Annotated in this window: 21 protein-coding genes; 10 read left to right on the forward strand and 11 right to left on the reverse strand. The window is 70.6% G+C overall.

The annotated features are described in order from the left end of the window. Positions 1-61 precede the first annotated feature (61 nt). Positions 62-1,030, reverse strand: a complete 969-nt coding sequence (locus tag ACPXB1_RS09950) for a Gfo/Idh/MocA family protein (protein ID WP_355589742.1) — start codon at positions 1,028-1,030, stop codon at positions 62-64. Positions 1,031-1,525: 495 nt separating this feature from the next. Here ACPXB1_RS09950 and ACPXB1_RS09955 point away from each other — a divergent pair, with 495 nt between their 5' ends. Continuing rightward, positions 1,526-2,359 carry an NUDIX hydrolase gene (locus tag ACPXB1_RS09955; protein WP_355589740.1) on the forward strand — a complete coding sequence of 278 codons (834 nt, stop codon included), beginning with the start codon at positions 1,526-1,528 and terminating at the stop codon, positions 2,357-2,359. Positions 2,360-2,528: 169 nt separating this feature from the next. Here ACPXB1_RS09955 and pstB read toward each other — a convergent pair whose 3' ends face one another. From pstB to ACPXB1_RS09990, 7 genes are all read right to left on the reverse strand, one after another. Next, positions 2,529-3,305, reverse strand: a complete 777-nt coding sequence (gene pstB / locus ACPXB1_RS09960) for a phosphate ABC transporter ATP-binding protein PstB (RefSeq protein WP_306273337.1) — start codon at positions 3,303-3,305, stop codon at positions 2,529-2,531. Positions 3,306-3,325: 20 nt separating this feature from the next. After that, positions 3,326-4,414, reverse strand: coding sequence for a phosphate ABC transporter permease PstA (gene pstA, locus ACPXB1_RS09965; protein ID WP_355589737.1), 1,089 nt, complete (start codon positions 4,412-4,414; stop codon positions 3,326-3,328). Then, entirely contained in the window at positions 4,411-5,502 is a 1,092-nt protein-coding gene (pstC, locus tag ACPXB1_RS09970; protein ID WP_355589735.1) for a phosphate ABC transporter permease subunit PstC, read from the reverse strand. Before pstC ends, pstA begins: the two co-directional genes overlap by 4 nt. A gap of 39 nt (positions 5,503-5,541) precedes the next feature. Continuing rightward, a complete protein-coding gene (pstS, locus tag ACPXB1_RS09975; protein ID WP_425735099.1) occupies positions 5,542-6,648 on the reverse strand; it encodes a phosphate ABC transporter substrate-binding protein PstS in 1,107 nt (368 codons plus the stop codon). 212 nt (positions 6,649-6,860) lie between these two features. Continuing rightward, the gene (mshD, locus tag ACPXB1_RS09980; RefSeq protein ID WP_355589731.1) at positions 6,861-7,787 is read right to left on the reverse strand and encodes a mycothiol synthase; all 927 of its coding nucleotides are present in this window, start codon (positions 7,785-7,787) and stop codon (positions 6,861-6,863) included. Between the two features lie 64 nt (positions 7,788-7,851). Then, the gene (locus ACPXB1_RS09985; protein WP_425735100.1) at positions 7,852-8,721 is read right to left on the reverse strand and encodes a polysaccharide deacetylase family protein; all 870 of its coding nucleotides are present in this window, start codon (positions 8,719-8,721) and stop codon (positions 7,852-7,854) included. Between the two features lie 178 nt (positions 8,722-8,899). Beyond that, the gene (locus tag ACPXB1_RS09990) at positions 8,900-9,619 is read right to left on the reverse strand and encodes a winged helix-turn-helix transcriptional regulator (RefSeq protein ID WP_179781168.1); all 720 of its coding nucleotides are present in this window, start codon (positions 9,617-9,619) and stop codon (positions 8,900-8,902) included. A 242-nt stretch (positions 9,620-9,861) separates the two neighbouring features. On the opposite strand from ACPXB1_RS09990, the gene ACPXB1_RS09995 reads away from it, so the two are divergent. The 7 genes from ACPXB1_RS09995 to ACPXB1_RS10025 all read left to right on the forward strand — a co-directional run bounded on the left by ACPXB1_RS09995 (position 9,862) and on the right by ACPXB1_RS10025 (position 14,990). After that, positions 9,862-10,917, forward strand: a complete 1,056-nt coding sequence (locus ACPXB1_RS09995; RefSeq protein ID WP_425735101.1) for a hypothetical protein — start codon at positions 9,862-9,864, stop codon at positions 10,915-10,917. Positions 10,918-11,039: 122 nt separating this feature from the next. Continuing rightward, on the forward strand, positions 11,040-11,828 hold the full coding sequence (locus ACPXB1_RS10000) for an LmeA family phospholipid-binding protein (protein WP_053654288.1): 789 nt from the start codon (positions 11,040-11,042) through the stop codon (positions 11,826-11,828). A gap of 117 nt (positions 11,829-11,945) precedes the next feature. Continuing rightward, on the forward strand, positions 11,946-12,023 hold the full coding sequence (locus ACPXB1_RS10005; protein WP_312877454.1) for an Ms5788A family Cys-rich leader peptide: 78 nt from the start codon (positions 11,946-11,948) through the stop codon (positions 12,021-12,023). A 207-nt stretch (positions 12,024-12,230) separates the two neighbouring features. Further along, positions 12,231-13,079 carry a sulfurtransferase gene (locus ACPXB1_RS10010; protein WP_053654286.1) on the forward strand — a complete coding sequence of 283 codons (849 nt, stop codon included), beginning with the start codon at positions 12,231-12,233 and terminating at the stop codon, positions 13,077-13,079. A 2-nt stretch (positions 13,080-13,081) separates the two neighbouring features. Further along, positions 13,082-13,402: a DUF1416 domain-containing protein gene (locus tag ACPXB1_RS10015; protein ID WP_053654284.1), complete on the forward strand. Its 321-nt coding sequence runs from the start codon at positions 13,082-13,084 to the stop codon at positions 13,400-13,402. A 135-nt stretch (positions 13,403-13,537) separates the two neighbouring features. After that, entirely contained in the window at positions 13,538-14,038 is a 501-nt protein-coding gene (locus ACPXB1_RS10020) for a winged helix-turn-helix domain-containing protein (RefSeq protein WP_425735150.1), read from the forward strand. A gap of 76 nt (positions 14,039-14,114) precedes the next feature. Then, positions 14,115-14,990 carry a hypothetical protein gene (locus ACPXB1_RS10025; protein ID WP_425735102.1) on the forward strand — a complete coding sequence of 292 codons (876 nt, stop codon included), beginning with the start codon at positions 14,115-14,117 and terminating at the stop codon, positions 14,988-14,990. 15 nt (positions 14,991-15,005) lie between these two features. On the opposite strand, the gene ACPXB1_RS10030 is transcribed toward ACPXB1_RS10025, so the two are convergent. The 3 genes from ACPXB1_RS10030 to ACPXB1_RS10040 all read right to left on the reverse strand — a co-directional run bounded on the left by ACPXB1_RS10030 (position 15,006) and on the right by ACPXB1_RS10040 (position 17,893). Further along, positions 15,006-17,060 (reverse strand): amylo-alpha-1,6-glucosidase, encoded by a 2,055-nt coding sequence (locus ACPXB1_RS10030; protein ID WP_400277316.1) that lies wholly within the window; start codon positions 17,058-17,060, stop codon positions 15,006-15,008. Next, on the reverse strand, positions 17,057-17,437 hold the full coding sequence (locus ACPXB1_RS10035) for an SCP2 sterol-binding domain-containing protein (RefSeq protein WP_053654275.1): 381 nt from the start codon (positions 17,435-17,437) through the stop codon (positions 17,057-17,059). Before ACPXB1_RS10035 ends, ACPXB1_RS10030 begins: the two co-directional genes overlap by 4 nt. Positions 17,438-17,518: 81 nt before the next feature. After that, the gene (locus ACPXB1_RS10040) at positions 17,519-17,893 is read right to left on the reverse strand and encodes a DsrE family protein (RefSeq protein WP_053654273.1); all 375 of its coding nucleotides are present in this window, start codon (positions 17,891-17,893) and stop codon (positions 17,519-17,521) included. A gap of 12 nt (positions 17,894-17,905) precedes the next feature. On the opposite strand from ACPXB1_RS10040, the gene mtfM reads away from it, so the two are divergent. Continuing rightward, positions 17,906-18,010 carry a small membrane protein MtfM gene (gene mtfM / locus ACPXB1_RS10045; RefSeq protein WP_053655014.1) on the forward strand — a complete coding sequence of 35 codons (105 nt, stop codon included), beginning with the start codon at positions 17,906-17,908 and terminating at the stop codon, positions 18,008-18,010. A gap of 19 nt (positions 18,011-18,029) precedes the next feature. Then, on the forward strand, positions 18,030-18,620 hold the full coding sequence (locus ACPXB1_RS10050) for an FABP family protein (protein WP_053654271.1): 591 nt from the start codon (positions 18,030-18,032) through the stop codon (positions 18,618-18,620). Positions 18,621-18,622: the final 2 nt, after the last annotated feature.

An 18,622-nucleotide genomic window follows, 5' to 3' on the forward strand; every position in this document is an offset into this window, starting at 1 on the left:
GTGAAAGGAAGGGCCCCCTATTAACGCCAGGCGTTAATAGGGGGCCCTTCCTTTCACGAGCTCACTCGTAGCGGACGCCGATCTGCTCGCGGATCGCGTCCAACAGGGCCATCACCTCGAGGGTGGTGGCGTGCGGCACCAGCGGGCTCTCGGTCAGCCCGGCGGCAAGGCAGCGCTGCACCTCGATCGCCTCGTGCTGGTAGCCGTTGCCGACGATCTCGGTGGTGATCGTCTCCGGCTCGACGCCGTCGCGGTGCAGAGTCAAGAAGCCCGGCCGGAAGAAGGGCTCCGGCAGGTCGATGCGGCCTGTGCTGCCGGTGATCGAGGCGGTCAGCTCACTCGCGCCGACCATGCCGCAGCTCAGGGTGGCAAGCGCCCCGCTGTCGTAGCCGAACAGGATGCCGGTGTTCTCGTCCGTCCCCTCCGGGCCGAGCTTCGCCCACGAGCGGACGTGCTGCGGCACGCCGAGCAGCAGGTGAGCCAGGCTGATCGGGTAGATCCCCAGGTCGAGCAGCGCACCCCCGCCCAGCGCCGCGTTGCGCATGCGGTGCTCAGGCGGGAACGGCCCGGCCACCCCGAAATCGGCCCGGACATTGCGCACCGTGCCGATCGCCCCGTCTGCGATCAACTGCACCGCCCGCAGGATCAGCGGATTCACCCGCATCCACATGGCCTCCATGAGGAAGACCCCGGCGGCGCGGGCAGTGTCCACCACGTCGGTGCTGGTGGCGAGATCGAGGGTGAACGGCTTCTCCAGCAGCACCGGCTTGCCGGCGGTCAGGCAGGTCAGGGCCGCCTCGTGATGAGCGGCATGCGGAGTCGCCACGTAGATCACGTCGACCTCCGGATCGGCGGCCAACTCCACCCACGAACCGTGCGCGCGCTGCGCGCCGTACCGCTCGGCGAAGAGCTTGGCGGTCTCGACGCTGCGGGAGCCGACGGCGACCAGTTCGGCGTCCGGCACCAGTCGGAGGTCTTCGGCGAAACGGCTGGCGATTTGGCCGGTGGCCAGGATGCCCCAACGAGTCATGCCAGCAACGCTAGTCGAGCCAGCTCAACCGCCCGACGCCCGGCCCGCCCAGGGGCTCACGGCCGAGGTGGCCCGCCAAGGCCGGCGATCACCTCGTCGCATCGATTGCTCGTCGCCATGCTCGTACCGTGCCGAGTCGCGCTCGTACCGTGCCGCGTTCGGCCCGGGGCCGTGACGCTGTGCGCGCTGTTCCTGGGCCAGGTCGGGCTGCCACAAGCGTGATGACTCTCAGACATCAATATGTCTCACAGTCATCACGCTGAAATGAGTGACCGGACCATCGCCCATCTCGCGAGAGGTGCGGCACGGCGAGACGCGCGGCATGGCCAGACGCGCGGCATGGCCAGAGGCGCGGCATGCATTGCCGGCACGCGGACAGCGCCGCGCGGACCGACGGTGGCGTCGCTGTGTCGAACGTTCCTGCCGGCCGCCCGCACGGCCGTCAGCGCCCGGGCGCGCATCCGTGCAGGTGCCGTCGGCAACTAGGCTCGCGCCATGACGATCGACAGCGACGGCTTCGCCGCACCGGCCGCCCTGGTCGAGCACGCCCGCCGGTTCCAGGCCGAGGGTGGCACCCCGGCGGTGCCGCGGGTCGCGGCCACAGTGCTGCTGCTGCGTCCGACCGACACCGACTTCGAGGTGTACGTCATCCGCCGGGTCGCATCGATGACCTTCGGCGGTGTGTACGCCTTCCCCGGCGGTGGGGTCGACCGCTCCGACTCCGAGGCGCACCTGGACTGGGCGGGCCCGCCGCCGGCCGGATGGGCGCAGCGGCTGGGGGTCGACCCGGACGCCGCCCAGGCGGTGGTCTGCGCAGCGGCCCGCGAGGTCTTCGAGGAGGCCGGCGTGCTGCTCGCCGGCCCGGACCCGGCGACGGTGGTGGGCGACGTCAGTGGAGATGACTGGGAGGCCGCCCGGCAGGACCTGGAGGGGCGACGGCTGGGCTTCGCGGCGCTGCTCGCCGACCGTCGGCTGACGCTGCGATCGGACCTGCTGCTGCCGTGGAGCCGGTGGATCACGCCTGAGTTCGAGCCGCGCCGCTTCGACACGTACTTCTTCGTGGCCCTGCTGCCCGAGGGGCAGCGGACCCGGGACGTCTCCGGCGAGGCCGACCACACCCTCTGGATCCGCCCGGCGGACGCGCTGGCCCGCCACGCGGCCGGCGAGTTGACCATGTTGCCGCCGACCCTCGTCACGCTGGCGCAGGTAGCGGCCGCCGGCGACCTGGCCGGGGTGGCGCGTGCGGCGGCCGACCGGGACGCCGCCACGCCGATCACCCCACGCCTGGACCTTCCGCCCGACGGCGAACCCCGCTTCGTGCTCGGCTGACACGCAGCTCGCCGGTTGCCGGCGAACATCTGCTCGATCCAGGAAGTAGTGGTCTCATCGTGCGGCCGAGACCACTGTTTCCAGGATCGAGCACGATCTTGAGCGTCCAGCGCAGGCGCGGGGTGCGCGCACGGCGGGAGGCGGACGTCGGTGACCGGATCGGGTCAGCTCAGCCGAAGCGGCCGGTGATGTAGTCCTCGGTCTTCTTCACGCCGGGGTTGCTGAAGATCTTCTGCGTGTTGTCGTACTCGATGAGGCGGCCCGGGTCGCCGGTCTTCTCGATCGAGAAGAAGGCAGTCCGGTCCGACACACGAGCGGCCTGCTGCATGTTGTGGGTCACGATGATGATCGTGAACTTGTCCTTGAGCTGGAACATCAGGTCCTCGATCGCCAGCGTGGAGATCGGGTCCAGGGCCGAGCACGGCTCGTCCATCAGGACTACCTGCGGCTCGACAGCGATGGTCCGCGCGATGCACAGTCGCTGCTGCTGACCACCGGAGAGGCCCGCGCCGGGCTTGCCCAGCCGGTCCTTGACCTCGTCCCACAGGTTCGCCGAGCGCAGGGCCTTCTCGGCGGCCTCGTCCAGGATCGACTTCTTCCGGACGCCGTTGAGCTTCAGCCCGGCCACCACGTTCTCGAAGATGCTCATCGTGGGGAACGGGTTCGGCCGCTGGAACACCATCCCGATCATGCGCCGGACCGCTGTGACGTCCACGTCCCGGTCGTAGATGTCCTGGTCGTCGACGGTGAGGCTGCCCTCGACCCGGGCACCCGGCAGCACCTCGTGCATCCGGTTGATCGACCGCAGGAACGTGGACTTGCCGCAACCGGACGGGCCGATCAGGGCGGTGACCGTCTTCGGCTCGACTGTCAGGTTGATGTTCTCGATCGCCTTGAAGCCGCCGTAGTAGGCGGTGACGTTCGAGGCTTCGACACGCTTGGCCATTGTGGTGGTACCTCCGGGGTTCATCGGCTGAGCCGGTTGCGACGGGCCAGCAGCTTCGCCGCGATCGTCAGGACGAGTACGAGGGCGACAAGCGTGAGCGCAGCGGTCCACGCCCGCGCCGGCGCGTACCGCGACGCGTCACTTGCCTGCTGGTAGACGAAGAGGGACAGCGACGACTGGTTGTTCTCGAACGGGTTGACGTTGATCGCGGCACCGCCGCCGGCGACCAGCAGCACCGGCGCGGTCTCGCCGGCCGCGCGGGCGATGGCGAGCATGACGCCGGTGACGATGCCAGGCAGCGCGGTCGGCAGGACCACCTTCAGGATGGTCTTCCACTTGGGTACGCCGAGCGCGTACGCGCCCTCGCGCAGCGGCGCGGGAACGAGGCGGAGCATCTCCTCGGTGGACCGCACGATGGTGGGCAGCATCAGCACGCTCAGCGCGAGCGCGGCGGCGAAGCCGGAGAAGCTCGGCCGGCCGTCGTTGAACCACGGCGACACGATCAGCACCCAGAACGCCAGCACGAAGAGGCCGGAGACGATCGACGGGATGCCCGTCATCACGTCCACGAAGAACCGGATCGCGAAGGCGAACTTGCCCCGGCCGTACTCGACGATGTAGATCGCGCAGAGGATGCCGAGCGGCACGGTGATCAGGGTGGCGATGCCGACCTGCTCAAGCGTCCCGACGATCGCGTGGTACGCGCCGCCGTTCGCGTCACGCGCCCCGATGTTGTTCATCGAGGTCTGGAAGAAGTTGACGTCCAAGCGTTCGGCGCCCTTGCTGACGAGCGTCCAGACCACCGACACGAGCGGCAGCAGCGCCAGCACGAACGCGGAGTGGATCAGCGCGCTCCAGGTGCGGTTGCGGGCCGATCGGCGCCCCTCGACAGCGTTGGCGGCGGCGAAGAGCCCCACCAGGTAGAGGATCGCGCCGAGGACGACAACGAGGACCGGGCCGCCGATGCCGGCGCCGTAGACGATCACGGCGGCGAGGGCCAGGGCCGCGACGGCGATTGCCGGTGCGGCGTACCGGGGCAGACGGCGTGCCCGCAGCGAGTCCGGCTGGGCCGGCGGAGGGGTGCGGCGGGAGGTGGCGGTTGTGGTCATGCGGCCGACTCCGTGAACTCCCGGCGGCGGTAGATGATCGCCCGCGCCGTGATGTTGACGATCAGCGTGATGGTGAACAGCACCAGGCCGGAGGCGATCAGTGCGCCCCGGCCGGTCTCGTTCGCCTCGCCGAACGCGTTGGCGATGTTGGCGGCGATGGTGTTGCCGCCGTTCTGGATCAGGTTGAACGAGATGCCGAAGGTGATGCCGAGGGTCAGCGCCAGGGCGATGGTCTCGCCGAGCGCCCGGCCCAGACCGAGCATCACCGCGGCGATGATGCCGGGGCGCCCGTAGGGGAGTACCGCGGTGCGGAGCATCTCCCAGCGGGTGGCGCCCAAGGCGAGGGCGGCTTCCTCGTTCGCCGTGGGCGTCTGGAGGAACACCTCGCGGGACAGCGAGGTGATGATCGGCAGCACCATGATCGCGAGCACCAGGGCGCCCAGCATGACGGAGGCGCCGAACGGGCCGTCGCCGCCGAAGAGTGGGATCCAGCCGAAGTGCTGGTTGAGCCAGATCGAGAAGTCCCGGACCGGGCCGCTGAAGACGTCGCGGCCCCAGAGACCGAAGACCACGCTGGGTACGGCGGCGAGCAGGTCGATCAGGAAGCCGAGCGCGGTGCCGAGCCGGCGGGGAGCGTAGTGCGAGAGGTAGAGCGCGATGCCCAACGCCACCGGAACCGCCACGAGGAGCGCGAGTGCCGAGCTGAGCACTGTGCCGAAGGCGAGGGCGCCGATGCCGAACTTCGGCTCGGTCTCGTTGGGGGACCAGCCCTCGTAGGACCAGAAGTTCTCGGTGTTGGCGCGCAGGGCCGGCACCGCCTTCGCGACCAGGAAGATCGCGATGGCGGCGATGATGACCAGAACGGCGGTGCCGGCGGCAAGTGTGAGACCGCGGAAGGCCCGCTCGGCGCCGAACTTACGGCTGCGCGGCAGCGCGCCGCCGCCGCCCAGCCCTCCGCTGCCCGGGGGACGGGTGCTTACTGGTGCCTCGGCCACGTGCGCCGAGGCACCGGCGGGCCACTCGTGACTCTGGGTCACTTGCGTCCCGCCGGTGCCGGCGTCGGCCGAGCGGTGAGGGGTTTCACCCATCTGCTCGCTCGATTCGGTTGCTGAGGTGTTGGGGTCGGGTCAGGAGAGGTTCTTGACCGCGGTCTCGACCTTGGTGCGAACCGTCTCCGGCAGCGGGGCGTAGCCCAGGTCGGTAAGCGAGTTCTGGCCCTCGGCGCTGGCGGCGTAGCCCAGCAGTCCCTTGATTAGCTTCAACTTGTCGGCCGCGAGGCCCTTGCTGCAGACGATCTCGTACGTCGCCAGGACGATCGGGTAGGCCCCGGCCTCCTCGGTGTTGTAGTCGATCTTCAGCTTGAGGTCGTCGCCCTGGCCCTCGATCTCGGCACCGGCGATGGTCTTGCCGGCCGTCTCGGCGGTCAGCGCGGCGAACTCACCGTTACCGTTGCCGATCTTGGACATCTTGAGGCCGGCGTTCTCGGCGAACGACCACTCCATGTAGCCGATGGAGCCCTCGGCGCCCTTGACCCGGCTGGCCACGCCGTCCGAGCCCTTGGCGCCGGTGCCGCCCGGGCCCTTCCACGCCTTGGCGTTGCCGAGCGTCCAGTCGGCCTCGGCGGTCTTGGAGAGGAACTTGGTGAAGTTGTCGGTGGTGCCCGACTCGTCCGAGCGGTGCACGGTCTGGATCGTGGTCGCCGGCAGCTTGGCGTCCGGGTTGTCGGCCTTGATGGCCGGGTCGTCCCACTTGGTGACCTTGCCGGCGAAGATCTTCGCCAAGGTGGCCGGCTTGAGCTGGAGGTTGTCCACGCCGCTGATGTTGTAGGCGACGGCCACCGGGCCGATCACCATCGGCAGGTGAATGGCCTTGCCGTCGACGCACTTGGCGTCGGCCTGCGGCTGCTCCTCCGGCTTCAACGCGGAGTCCGAGCCGGCGAAGTCGGCGGTCCCGGCGATGAACGCCTGGATGCCGGCGCCGGAACCGGTCGGCTCGTAGTTGACAGTGGTGCCCTGGCACTTCTGCTGGTACGCCTTGATCCACTCGGCCATGGCGTTCTTCTGCGCCGACGAGCCCTGGGCGTTCAGCGTTCCGGTAGCGCAGTCGATCGCGGCGGCCGAGCCCGAAGCGCCGGCACCGGCAGCGGGCTCGTTGTTGTCCGAGCCGCATGCGCTGAGGCCGAGCGTCGCGGCGAGAGCGAGGCCGGCAATCGCGCCGTACCGCTGGAGCTTCACCTGAGGGTTCCCTTCGCGTCTGACTTGGCACCCCGAATCCGGGGCCCGAGAACCGGCACTGGCCGGCTGACACGAAAGTTAGAAGTGCCAGGTAGCCGGTTCGCCGGTCACAAGTGAACGCAAGGTGAACACGTACGGCCTGGAAGATGACCGCTCGCTGAGGGCGAGTTGTCCGTTAAGTGAACCGGGGCACTTCAGTGCCCCGTTGCAGCTCAGCCGAGGTGGTAGTTGATGTGCGCGGACCAGCGGGCGAAGCCCATCCGCTCATACAGCGCGACAGCTGCGCTGTTCGACTCGTCCACGTAGAGCATCACCCGGTCCAGGCCCCGCTTGTCCCGCAGGTAGGCCAACCCCGCAGTGGTCAGGGCGCGGCCGAGCCCGCCGCCGTGCGCTGTCGGTTCGACGCCGAGGACGTACACCTCGCCGATGCGGGCCGACCCCGGACGCTCGTGCACCTTGGTCCAGTGGAAGCCGAGCAGCCGGCCGGTACCGGTCTCCTCGGCGAGCAGGAAACCGGCCGGGTCGAACCATGGCTCGGCGAGGCGGACAAGCAGGTCGTCCGAGGTCCACCGGCCCTGCTCTGGGTGCTCGGCGAAGGCGCGTGAGTTGAGGGTCAGCCACGCCGCGTCGTCCGCCCCCGGCCGGAACGCGCGCAGCGCCACCCCTTCGGGCAGGCGCGGCTCGCCCTGCGCTGTGGTCAGTGGCCGGCGCAGCTGCAGGAGCACCCGCGCCCGGGTGAAACCGAGGTCCACGCCGAGCGCCGCGGCCGAGGGGTGGTCGCCGTGCGCCCACGCCCGCAGCGGCCCGGTGGCCGAGGCGAGCACGCCACGGGCCAGCGCCCGACCGGTGCCCCGCCGCCGGTAGCCGGGGTGCACGACGAGTTCCACGCCGATTCCGCCCACCGGGTCGGTGGTGTCCAGGTGCGCGTACCCGGTGAGGGTGCCGTCGTCGGCGCGGGCCAGCAGGTGTACGGCGCTGGCCTCCGGGTCGCGCAGCCGAAGCAGGACGTGCTCGTCGAGCGGGTCCGCGCCGTCGGTGTCGCCCGCGGCGCGGGCAAGAGCCAGCACGTCGGCGATGTCCGCCGGAGCCAGTCGGTCGGTACGGGTCACCTGGTCGCTGGTCGGCTCCGCGCTGCTCATTCCGCCACCGTATCCGCTGGGTGCCGTGCGGCTCGGACCGTCGCCGAGTAAAGCCGCAGCCGGCTCAGGTCGGGTCGGTGGGCAGTGCCTCCAACTCGAAGTGCGTGCTCAGCTCCGGCAGGATCCGGCGTAGCGCGTCGACGGTGCCCTGCCGGTCGCCGCCCGCGTCGTGCAGCAGCACCACCGAGCCTGGTCCCACCTGCGTGGATACCGTCGCGGCGATCTTGCCGGCGCCGGGGGCCTGCCAGTCGGACGGGTCCACCGACCAGTGCAGCGGGGTCATGCCGAGCTGCCGTGCCACCGACACCACCGGATACGTCCAGGCGCCGCCGGGCTGGCGGTACCAGACGATGGGCGCCTCCGGCACCGCAGCCCGGATCGCTGCGTTGGTGCGCAGCAGGTCGGCGCGGATCTGGTCGGTCGACCTGTTGCCCAGGGAGACGTCGTGGTGCCAGGAGTGGTTGCACAGGGTGTGCCCGTCGGCCACGATCGCCTGGATCAGGTCCGGGTGGTTCTGCGCGTTCTCGCCCACCACGCAGAACGTGGCCTTGACGTCGTACTCGCGCAGAGCGGCGAGGACCTGCGGGGTGTAGCGCGGGTCCGGCCCGTCGTCGAAGGTCAGCGCGAGTCGGTCGCTGCCGGTGCCGGTGTGCGCGCCGAACAGCCGATCGCCGCTGGCGTCCCGCCCCGAGCCGTCCTGACCTGCCTCGGTGGGGCCGGTGCTCTGGCTGGCGCTCGGGGTGCCGCTGGGCTCGTCGGGAGGGAGCTGGTCGGTGTAGTGCGGCTCGTCGCCGTTCGTGGTGGCGCCGGTGGCGTGCCGTCGGGGCTGCTCCGGGACGAGACTGCGGCCCAGCACGTACGCCGAGCCGAGCAGTGCGACCACAACCAGCGTCACTATCGCCGCGGCGCGCGCGGTCGAGTTGACCCGGATCACGGCTTCCGCCTCGTCGACAGGGCGCGCCCGCCCGTTGCCCCCGTGGTACCTGCGCGCACCGTCGCCCCCCTTTTCCGACAAACCCGGCAGTCAGAATAGAGCCGGCGAGCTGCGCAAAAGGGGCATATGGGAAATCGTCCGGAGGTGGGATCGCGTCCTCGGCGATCCCGGGTCAGGGTCAGACGGGCAGTGGCGCGTGCTCCGCCTCGGGCAGGGACCGCGACGGCGGCACGACGAACTTGTAACCCACCTGACGGACCGTACCGATCATCGACTCGTACTCCGAGCCGAGCTTCGCGCGCAGCCGCCGGACGTGCACGTCCACCGTCCGGGTGCCGCCGAAGTAGTCGTAACCCCACACCTCGCGCAGCAGCTGGTCGCGGGTGAACACCCGGCCCGGGTGCTGGGCCAGGAACTTCAGCAGCTCGAACTCCTTGTAGGTGAGGTCGAGCGGGCGGCCCTTGAGCTTCGCCGCGTACGTGTCCGGGTCGATCGTCAGCTCACCGGCGCGGATCGAGCCGCCGGCACCGGCGGTCGCGTTGCTCAGACGCCCGACCGCCAGGCGCAGCCGCGCCTCCACCTCGGCGGGGCCGGCCGAGGCGAGGATGACGTCGTCGACGCCCCAGTCGGCGTTCAGCGCGATCAGGCCGGCCTCGGTCACCACCGCGACGAGCGGCACACCGAGCCCGGTGGCGTGCAGCATCCGGCAGGTCGCCCGGGCCTCGCTCAGCTCCGAACGGGCGTCCACAAGCACCGCGTCCGGGCTGGGCCCGGCGACAAGTGTGCGGACGTCTCGCGGCGCGGTGCGAACCGAGTGCGGCAGCAGGTCGAGTGCCGGCAGCACAGCCGACGGCTCCCCCGCTCGCGCGGTCACCAGCAGCAGGATCTCCACGATCACCTCCGTCCCGGCGGCGCATCGCCGCGCGCGACCAGACACACTCATCGAGGAGTGCGCTGAGAAATTGCGTGGTCCCGGCGTCGCTGACGGGCGGGTAACGCGTCTGAGACTAACCGATCGCCTCGCCCGCACCATCAGGCCCTTTCCTGTTTGTCTAGCTTGCCCCTGATCGTGGCGCACTTTTTAACGTTGCTGAAACCCGGGACCACCGTGTCGGGCGGTCGGTCTGGCACGATCGGGGCGTGTTTCCCTCCACCTCGTCCGACGCCGATCGCGAATCGTGGCCCGACGGCCCCCGCCCGGGTCCGGCCGCCCCGACCCGTGGCCAACCGCCGGCGCCGCGCACCGGCCCGGCCGGCACCGATGGCGAACGCCGTGAGCGCGGTGGGCCGCGCCGGGCTCGCCGCGCCGGTGAGCCCGCCCGCCGCTCCGAGGACGAGGTCGACGAGCCGGAGGAGGAGGTCGTACCCCCGGTCGAGGTGCGCCGCCCGCTGGCGCTGACCATCGCCGGCTTCGCCGCGCTGCTCGGTCTCGGTCTGGTGCTCGGTGCGCAGACCTCCGGGCCGGGCAACCGGCTGCCGTTCGCCTTCGTCGTCTTCGGCGTCCAGTTGCTCTTCATCCTCGCCTGGACGATGGCGATGCGCCCACCGGCGGTGCTGCTGGTCGCCGGGGTCAGCGCGGTGGTCGCCGCAGGCGTCGACGTCGCCGCCGTGCAGACCGACGTCGCCGGGCTGGCACCACTGGGTTACCTGGCCGTCGGCGGTTTCCTCGCCGCCGTGCTCGGTCAACTGGTCCGTCGGGTCGACCGTGCCCGGGTCACCGATTCACTCGGCGCCACGCTGCTCATCGTGGTCGGCGTGGTGGCGTTCGGCACCCTGATCGTGCTCAGCCGCATCCCGGCCGGCACCCAGGCCATCATGGTCTGCCTGACCGCCAGCGGGGTCGCGCTGACAGTCGCCCGGCTCACCGACGCGGTGTTGCCGTGGCCCCGGCTGGCCCCGCAGGTGCCCCGAGGTGCCGCTGGCGTGGTGGCTGGCGCGATGGTCGGCACGCTTGTCAGCGCGGTGCTCGGGAGCTACCTGGTGGCACCTTTCACGCCGACGAGGGCCGCGGTGCTCGGCCTGGTCGCGGCGGTCACCGCCGTGCTCTCCGACCTCGCCGTGGGGTACGCGGAGGCGGGTCGAATGATGGCCGGCGAACTGCCCACAATGTGGGTGGCCCGGCACATGCAGGGGCCGCTCGGTGGCTTCGCCCTGGCGGCGCCGGCGGCGTACGCGATGTGCATGCTCTTTCTTTGATCCATCGTCGGGCCGTGAGTCACGGTTGAGCGCGGCGCCGGTCGGGTACCTACGGAGGCGCCGCGCTGCGGCACCGGTACGCACGCCCCGCCGCGCCGCGGCGGGTGGAGACAGGAGGCGGCGTGGCCCAGGAGTATCCGGCCGGCGATGCCCGGCCCCGACGGCGCGGTCGCAAGCTGCTCATCGGCCTGGTCGTGCTGCTCCTGGTGGTGGGGGGCCTGCTGGTGGTCGCCGACCGGGTGGCTGTCGGTGTGGCCGAGCGCCTCATCGCCGACCGGGTCAGCCAGGAGGTCAGCAAGCAGGGCGCGCAGGCCGCCGCTCCCAAGGTGGAGGTCGCCGGGACGCCGTTCCTCACCCAGGTGCTCGACGGTCGCTACGAGCGGATCTCCATCCAGCTGCGGGACGTGCAGGCATCGGTCGAAGGTGACGCCGTACGGCTGCCGGTGCTCGACGTGGACGCCCGCAACGTGCGGGCATCGCTGGACACCCTGCGTACCGGGCAGGGCGACGTCGTGGCGGACACCGTCAACGGCACCGGCACGATCAGCTACGACAGCCTCGCCGCACTGCTGAACCGGCCCGGGCTCACCCTCGGCGAGCAGGGCGGCAAGCTCGCGGTCACCGCGCCTGTCGACGTGCTCGGCCAGAACTTCACGGTCAGCGGCACCGCCGACGTCACCGTCGCCGAGAACGGCGCTGTCGCGCTGCGCTTCAGCAACCTGGACGCCGAGGGTCTGCCGAACCTGCCGCTGGCCCGCGCCGTCCTGAACAACTACGCCAAGGGCATCTCCGTCGACGTGCCGTTGCCGGATCTGCCGTTCCAGCTCGCGGTCCGGGAGGTCCGGCCGTTGCCCGAAGGTCTGGCCGTCACCGCCGACGCGAAGGACGTGCCGATCAACTCCGCAGGCTGAGTGGCACGTCAGTTTTCTCCGGCGGTGGGACACGCCAATGGTTCGACAGCCGGGGCGATTCCCGGATGCTGGTCGGCTCTGTGGCAGCTCCGTCACTCACTGGTAGGCTCCGTGACCATGGGGATTCACCTCACCAAACGGCGCGCGGTCGACCTGTGCCGCGTGGCCACCTGCCTGTGTCGCCCCGTCATCTGACGGCGGGGCTGTTTTCGGCCGCCTGATGGCGGCCACCGGCTTGCAGGGTCCTCGACCCCTCCGGTGATCCCACCGAACGCCCGGCAGCGGCGCCGTCGCACGAACCCGTGATCCCGTCCTTCCGCTGGGTCCCGCGCGCGGTGCGACAAACTGCATCCATCGACATTCGCGCGCTGACTCACCATCCATTCACCAGGGAGTGATTCGATGAGTCGCGACACCGCACTCGTTTCGGCCGAGTGGGCCGAGAAGAACCTCGACGCCCCGGGCGTCGTCTTCGTCGAGGTCGACGAAGACACCTCGGCCTACGACACCGGCCACATCGCCGGCGCCGTCAAGATCGATTGGCGGACCGACCTTCAGGACCAGGTCCGCCGGGACTTCGTCAACAAGACCCAGTTCGAGGCGCTGCTCTCCGAGCGGGGCATCAGCAACGACGACACCGTCATCCTCTACGGCGGCAACAACAACTGGTTCGCGGCGTACGCCTACTGGTACTTCAAGCTGTACGGCCACGGCGACGTGAAGCTGCTCGACGGCGGCCGCAAGAAGTGGGAGCTGGACGCCCGCCCGCTGGTCACCGACGCGGTTCAGCGGCCGAAGACGCAGTACGTCGCGCAGGAGCCGGACACCTCCATCCGCGCCTTCCGTGACGAGGTCGTCGACGCCATCGGCACCAAGAACCTTGTCGACGTGCGCAGCCCCGACGAGTTCGCCGGCCGGCTGCTCGCCCCCGCCCACCTGCCGCAGGAGCAGGCGCAGCGGGCCGGTCACATCCCGACCGCGATCAGCGTCCCGTGGTCCAAGGCGGCGAACGAGGACGGCACGTTCAAGTCCGACGACGAGCTGCGCAAGATCTACGCCGACGCCGGTCTGGACGACGGCAAGGAGACGATCGCCTACTGCCGGATCGGCGAGCGCTCCTCGCACAGCTGGTTCGTGCTCCAGGAGCTGCTCGGTCACCGCAACGTCAAGAACTACGACGGATCCTGGACCGAGTACGGCTCGCTGGTCGGTGTGCCGGTGGCGCTCGGCGACGAGCCCGGGGAGGCCTGACGATGACCGCTCCCACGGCTGCGGGTTGCGCCGCCCCGGACCAGGCCGCGCCGCTGCCGGCCAGCCTGGACCTGGAGAAGGAAACCGTCATCACGGGCATCGTCCGCTCCGCGGCGGACGAGGTCGTGCCGGGCGCGTACGTTCGGCTGCTGGACTCGACCGGTGAGTTCACCGCCGAGGTGGTCACCTCGGCAGCCGGGCAGTTCCGGTTCTTCGCCGCGCCGGGTTCCTGGACGCTGCGGGCACTGTCCCGGCACGGCAACGGCGACGCCGCCGTCACCGCCGCCCGGGGCCTCAACGAGGTCACCGTCACCGTCGCCTGACCCACTGCTCTGATCGACCGGGCCGGTCACTCCTTCGAGGGTGACCGGCCCGGTCGTTGGTGTCGCCCCCCGAAATACATCGGTGTACGTCACTATCTATGGGTGAAGTCACGGTGGGTGTGGGCTGGAGGCGACGTGTCCGGTGCGGACGTCCCGATCGTCGTCTGCGTCAGTGCGGACGTGTCGGTGCGTGAGCGGGTCCTGCGCCAGCTGGACGGGGTCGGCCCGGTGCTGAGCTGTGCCGACCTGTCCCAGCTGCGGGCGATGCTGTTCCCAGCAACGGCGGGCCCGGCACCGGCCGTCGTCCCGCCGGTGGCGCAGCAGGGGCCGGTCCGCTGGGGTGAGCTGGTCGTCGATCGGGCCGGGCACGTGGTCACCTGGCGCGGCGAGCCGATCCCACTCACCCGCATCGAACGCGAGTTGCTCGCCCGGCTCATCGGCCCGCCGTTGGTGGTGTGGAGCTACGAACAGCTCTTCGCCGCCGTCTGGAACGGCGCGTACCTGGGGGATTCGTCGATCCTGCACTCCGCGGTCAAGCGGCTCCGCCACAAGCTGCGCGACCTTCCGGGCGGCCCGCGGGTGCACACCGTGCGGGGGGTCGGCTACCGGATCGACCCGCCGCCCCGGTCCGGTTGAGACGGGTACCGCCGTACCGTGCTGCCGACCGACCGCTGCCTCTGAGCCGGCTGACCGCCCGTGACACCATGACCGGGTGAGCGGTGCTGTGCAGACGGGTTGGCCGTCGTCGAACGGTCCTGTCGCGCCGGCACCCTCCCGGCGCTGGCGGCGTTGGCTGCTTGTCGCGTCCGTGCTGTGGGGCGTCCTGCTGGCCGGGCTCGCCTGGACGTCGGCTCGGGACGACCCGCCGACAGTGCGCGAGCAGCGCACCCTCGATCAGGCTGGCCCGATCGTCGACAGTGCGGCCGGCGAGTTGGCCCGTGCCGCCGGCCCGGCGGGGCTGCTGGAGGTCGGTCCGGTCCGGGTCCGTTCGGGCTGCCGGGTCACCCCGATCTCCGACGGTGCCGCCCTGCGACGCGAGGTCGGCGTGCTCGCGCCCGCCGGCACCGAACGGGCCGTGCTGACCGGCATCGCCGACCGACTGCCCGCCACCTGGCGGGCCTGGGTCGGCCCCGGACTGGACGGCCCGGAGCTGCGCGCCGACGCCGGCGAGTTCGTCTCCGTCGAGGGCCGGCCGACCGGGGACGGCCGGGTCCGGTTGACGGTCGAGACCGGCTGCCGGCCGGTGGGCTCCGGCTACACCCCGACGTCCGCCGCCGCAGGCCCGGAGGTCGCCGGGCTGAGCCTGGTGCTGACGGCCGCGCTGAAGGCTCTCGGCCAGCCGAACCCCGCCGCACCGGAGGTGGTCACCGCGCCCTGTCCCGGTGGCGCGCTGGCCCGTACCGCCCGGTCCGCCGAGCCCGGCCCGGTTCCGCCGGCCGGCGCACTCGCGCAGTTGGCCGGCGATGCTCCACTGCTGGACAAACCTCCGGTGTACGCGTACCGCGCCGGCGACGTCACAGTGCTGGCCGAGGCCGGCCCGGACGACGGCGCCGTACGACTGGCGGCCACCGTCGGCTGCCCGGACTGACGCGACCAACTCCGGTCAGCTGTCGGTCGCTCCGCCCTGCGAATCGCGGCTGCGACCCAGGGCGTCCACCCGGCCCCAGCGGCCGGGAATGTCCAGCAGCTCGATGCGGCCCATGCCCGGTGGCACCGCCGGGTCGATGATCAGGTGTTCACCCTGCGGCTCCAGCCCCAGCATCACCCGCAGCAACAGCAGCGGGGTGCCCGTCGACCACGCCTGCGGGCTGCACGCGGTCGGATACTCCACCGGATAGTCGGTGAGGTCGCGGGCGTAGCCGGCGAACGCCTCCGGAAGCCGACCTCCGAAATAGCGGGACGCCGCCAGCATCGCGTCGCAGATCAAGCCGGCCTCCGCGCGGTATCCGTACCGCCACAGGCCCCAGGCGATGATCGAGTTGTCGAACGGCCAGACGGTGCCCACGTGGTAGCCGATCGGGTTGTACCGGCCCTGGTCCTCGGCGAGGGTCCGCACGCCCCAGCCGGAGAAGAGGCGCGGCCCCAGCAGATGCGCGACCACCTTGCCGGCCCGGCTCTCGTCGACGATGCCGCTCCACAACAGGTGCCCGATGTTCGACGTCAACGCGTCCACCTGGCGGCCGTCGGCGTCCAGCGCGAGCGCGTAGTAGCCCCGCTCGGCGATCCAGAAGTCGTGGTTGAACCGCTGCTTGAGATCGGCGGCCTCCCGCTCCAACCGGTCGGCGAACTCGGGATCGTTCCAGAACGTCCGGGCCAACCGGGCGGCCCGGATCTTCGCGTCGTACGCGTAGCCCTGCAACTCGCAGGTAGCCCGGGGAAAGCCGGGCAGTTGGCCGTCGGCGTACGAGATGGCGTCCCAGGAGTCCTTCCAGCACTGGTTCTGCAGGCCGCTGCTCGGGTTGCGGGTCTGGTACCAGAGGTAGCCGGTGCCCAGCAGATCGCCGTACGTGTCGATCCACTCCAGTGCCGCGCGGACCTGCGGTTCCAGCCGACGGATCAGCGCGGAGTCGCCGGTCCAGCGCTCGTACTCGTCGATGAGGATGATGAACAGCGGCGTCGAGTCGGCCGACCCGTAGTACGGCGAGTGCGGCTGCTCCTCGAAGCCTGCGGTTTCGCCGTAGCGCAGCTCGTGCAGGATCTTGCCGGGTTCCTCGTCCCGGAAGTCGTCCACCCGGTGTCCCTGAAGACCGGCCAGCATCAGGATGGTGGGCGGGATCAGCTCCGGTAGGAACGGCACCACCTGCAACGAGGTGAAGATGCTGTCCCTGCCGAACAGCGTCATGAACCAGGGCAGCCCGGCGGCGATCAGCCGTACGCCCAAGGTGATCGACTCGTAGCGCAGGGCGGCCAGGTCGTTGAGGCTGCACCGGTACGCCCCGGCCAGCGGCTCGCAGTCGCAGCCGAGCTTCGGCGCCCTGTCGATCAGTTCCTGCTGCTCGACGCGGATGACGTCCGCGCTGCGGCCGCCGCCGAACGGCAGGGTGGCCCGGATGTCCTCTCCCCGCGCCCCGTAGACGACTGTCGACACGCACAGCCTGGTGGTCCACTCGCCCTTGGCATCGACACGGATGTCGAAGGTCATTCCGGAGGCGTCGACCTGCGCGGGCATGCTGGAGGCGACCACCGTCTCCCGGTGGAACGCCTCCCGTCGATAGGTGAACCGCAGCTCGTTGTCGGTAACCGAAACCGTTGTGCGGCCCTGCTTCTGCCGGGCGTGCTTGATCTCGAACAGGTCGGCGAAGTCGCTGCCGATCTCCAGCCGGACTGTGAACTCGACCTGCTTGCCGGAGTGGTTCAGCACGGTCAGCTCCTCCTCGAAGCTGCCGCCGATCGACCGGCTGCGGATCACCGACGCCTTGGCGTCCAGGTAGTGGGTGGGCTCGCCGGGGGCGAGGAAGAACTTCGTCCGGTACGACTCGCGGTCGTCCATCGAGAGGGTGTGCAGCCGCTCGCCGTTAATCTTCAGAACCCAGCTGGACAGGAAGCGTGTGTCGAAGGAGAACAAGCCGGTCGGGAAGTCGTACGACGGTTCGATGTCGCCCGCCCGGTCGCTGACCAGGAAGGTGTTGCCGTCGAGGATGCTGACGAGATCCTTCACGCCAGCCGCCCGGCTGCCCTTCGGGCCACCTCACGGGGGTCGCGGGTGCCGGGCGGGTTCGGGAAGAAGCGACGGAAGGCCAGGAAGAGCACCACGTTGCCGCTGAACGTGCTCTCGTTGCGCAGCACGGCGGCGATCCCCTGGGCCTCGCCTGTGATCAGCTTGTCGAACAGGGCCGCACGGCAGTACCAGATGGCGTCGGCGGGCCCCCGTTCGCGGGCGCTCCGCACCGCACCCGGTTGCATCCGTACCAGCCAGTGCTCCGACTGCTGGCCGTCCTCGAGATCGATCTGAAGGGTTCCTTCGACAAGGCCACGCAGGATCGTGGGGCCACGAGCCGGCAGTGATTCGAAGAACCTCTCCGTCGCCTCGGTCACCTCCGAATCGTAGGCAGCCGGTGGGGTCGCCGGGCCGGTATCCGTACTCCGTCGGCCTGTCCCGTGGCGGCGCGCGGGCGGTCAGTAGACGAGCGCCTGTGCGCCCTCTGCCATCGCCTCTTCGACGAACGCCGCAGCACCGGCGATCCGGACGCCGGGCAGGACGTCGTCCGGGCCGATTCCCCGGCGGGCCGCGCACTGGGTGCAGGCGGTCACCCGGCCACTGGTGAGGATGACGTGCAGCAGCTCGGCCAGCGGCGCGGAGTGCGGCAGCTCGAATTCCTGGGCGCGGCCGGGCAGCACGAACCAGGTCGACTCCCCGGTGAGCCAGAGCGAGACGTCCACCCCGGCCGCGACCGCCGTGGCGGCGACAGTGAACGCCTGCGCGCACCGTTCCGGGGCGTCCGCCCCTGCGGTGGCCTTGACGACGAGAGAGCGGGCCATGACGCCCAGCATAGGATGGGCTGGATGGTTACCGAGATCGGGTTCGTCAGCCTGCTGGTCGCCGGCCTGGGCGGGCTCGCCGGTGGCCTGCTGTACCTTGCCGTACGCATTTCGAGAGGACGCTGGTGAGCGCGAGGAGTGAGCCGGGTTGAGCGACGAGAACCCCCTGCAACCACCGTGGCTGAACGCGCCGCCGGTCGAGGAGTACCCGTACGAGGAGAGCTACGACCTTCGGGTCGGGCCCAAGCTGCACCCGGCGCTGGACGGCCTGCTGCCCTACGTCGGGCTCTGGCGTGGCCGGGGCAAGGGTGGCTTCCCCACCATCGAGGACTTCGACTACGCACAGGAAATCCGGATCAGCCACGACGGCCGGCCGTTCCTGCACTACGAATCCCGTGCCTGGCTTCTCGACGAGCAGAGCAGGCCGGTGCGCCCGGCGGGTCGTGAGGTCGGCTGGTGGCGGCCGGTGATGGTGGACGGTCGGGCCACCGACGAGCTGGAGGCGCTGATCACGACCCCCACCGGTGTGATGGAGCTGCATCTCGGCAAGCGCACCGGCACCCAGGTCGAGTTCGCCACCGACGCGGTCGTCCGGTCGCCGACCGCCAAGGAGGTCACCGGAGGGCGCCGCCTCTTCGGCATCGTCGAGGGCGCGCTGCTCTACGCCCAGGAGATGGCGGCCATGGGGCACCCGCTCAGCCCGCACCTGTCCGCCCGGCTCATCCGGGTCGGCGGCTGACG

The sequence above is a fragment of the Micromonospora sp. DT68 genome (assembly GCF_049847245.1).
GTDB lineage: Bacteria > Actinomycetota > Actinomycetes > Mycobacteriales > Micromonosporaceae > Micromonospora > Micromonospora profundi.

What these genes read in the sequence shown, in the direction of transcription:
- ACPXB1_RS10015 (WP_053654284.1), top strand. Translation starts at nt 13,082, where the DNA reads ATGACCGCTCCCACGGCTGCGGGTTGCGCCGCCCCGGACCAGGCCGCG.
- pstA (WP_355589737.1), bottom strand. Translation starts at nt 4,414, where the DNA reads ATGACCACAACCGCCACCTCCCGCCGCACCCCTCCGCCGGCCCAGCCG.
- ACPXB1_RS09955 (WP_355589740.1), top strand. Translation starts at nt 1,526, where the DNA reads ATGACGATCGACAGCGACGGCTTCGCCGCACCGGCCGCCCTGGTCGAG.
- mshD (WP_355589731.1), bottom strand. Translation starts at nt 7,787, where the DNA reads ATGAGCAGCGCGGAGCCGACCAGCGACCAGGTGACCCGTACCGACCGA.
- ACPXB1_RS09950 (WP_355589742.1), bottom strand. Translation starts at nt 1,030, where the DNA reads ATGACTCGTTGGGGCATCCTGGCCACCGGCCAAATCGCCAGCCGTTTC.
- pstC (WP_355589735.1), bottom strand. Translation starts at nt 5,502, where the DNA reads ATGGGTGAAACCCCTCACCGCTCGGCCGACGCCGGCACCGGCGGGACG.
- pstB (WP_306273337.1), bottom strand. Translation starts at nt 3,305, where the DNA reads ATGGCCAAGCGTGTCGAAGCCTCGAACGTCACCGCCTACTACGGCGGC.
- ACPXB1_RS10005 (WP_312877454.1), top strand. Translation starts at nt 11,946, where the DNA reads ATGGGGATTCACCTCACCAAACGGCGCGCGGTCGACCTGTGCCGCGTG.
- mtfM (WP_053655014.1), top strand. Translation starts at nt 17,906, where the DNA reads ATGGTTACCGAGATCGGGTTCGTCAGCCTGCTGGTCGCCGGCCTGGGC.
- ACPXB1_RS10010 (WP_053654286.1), top strand. Translation starts at nt 12,231, where the DNA reads ATGAGTCGCGACACCGCACTCGTTTCGGCCGAGTGGGCCGAGAAGAAC.
- ACPXB1_RS10040 (WP_053654273.1), bottom strand. Translation starts at nt 17,893, where the DNA reads ATGCTGGGCGTCATGGCCCGCTCTCTCGTCGTCAAGGCCACCGCAGGG.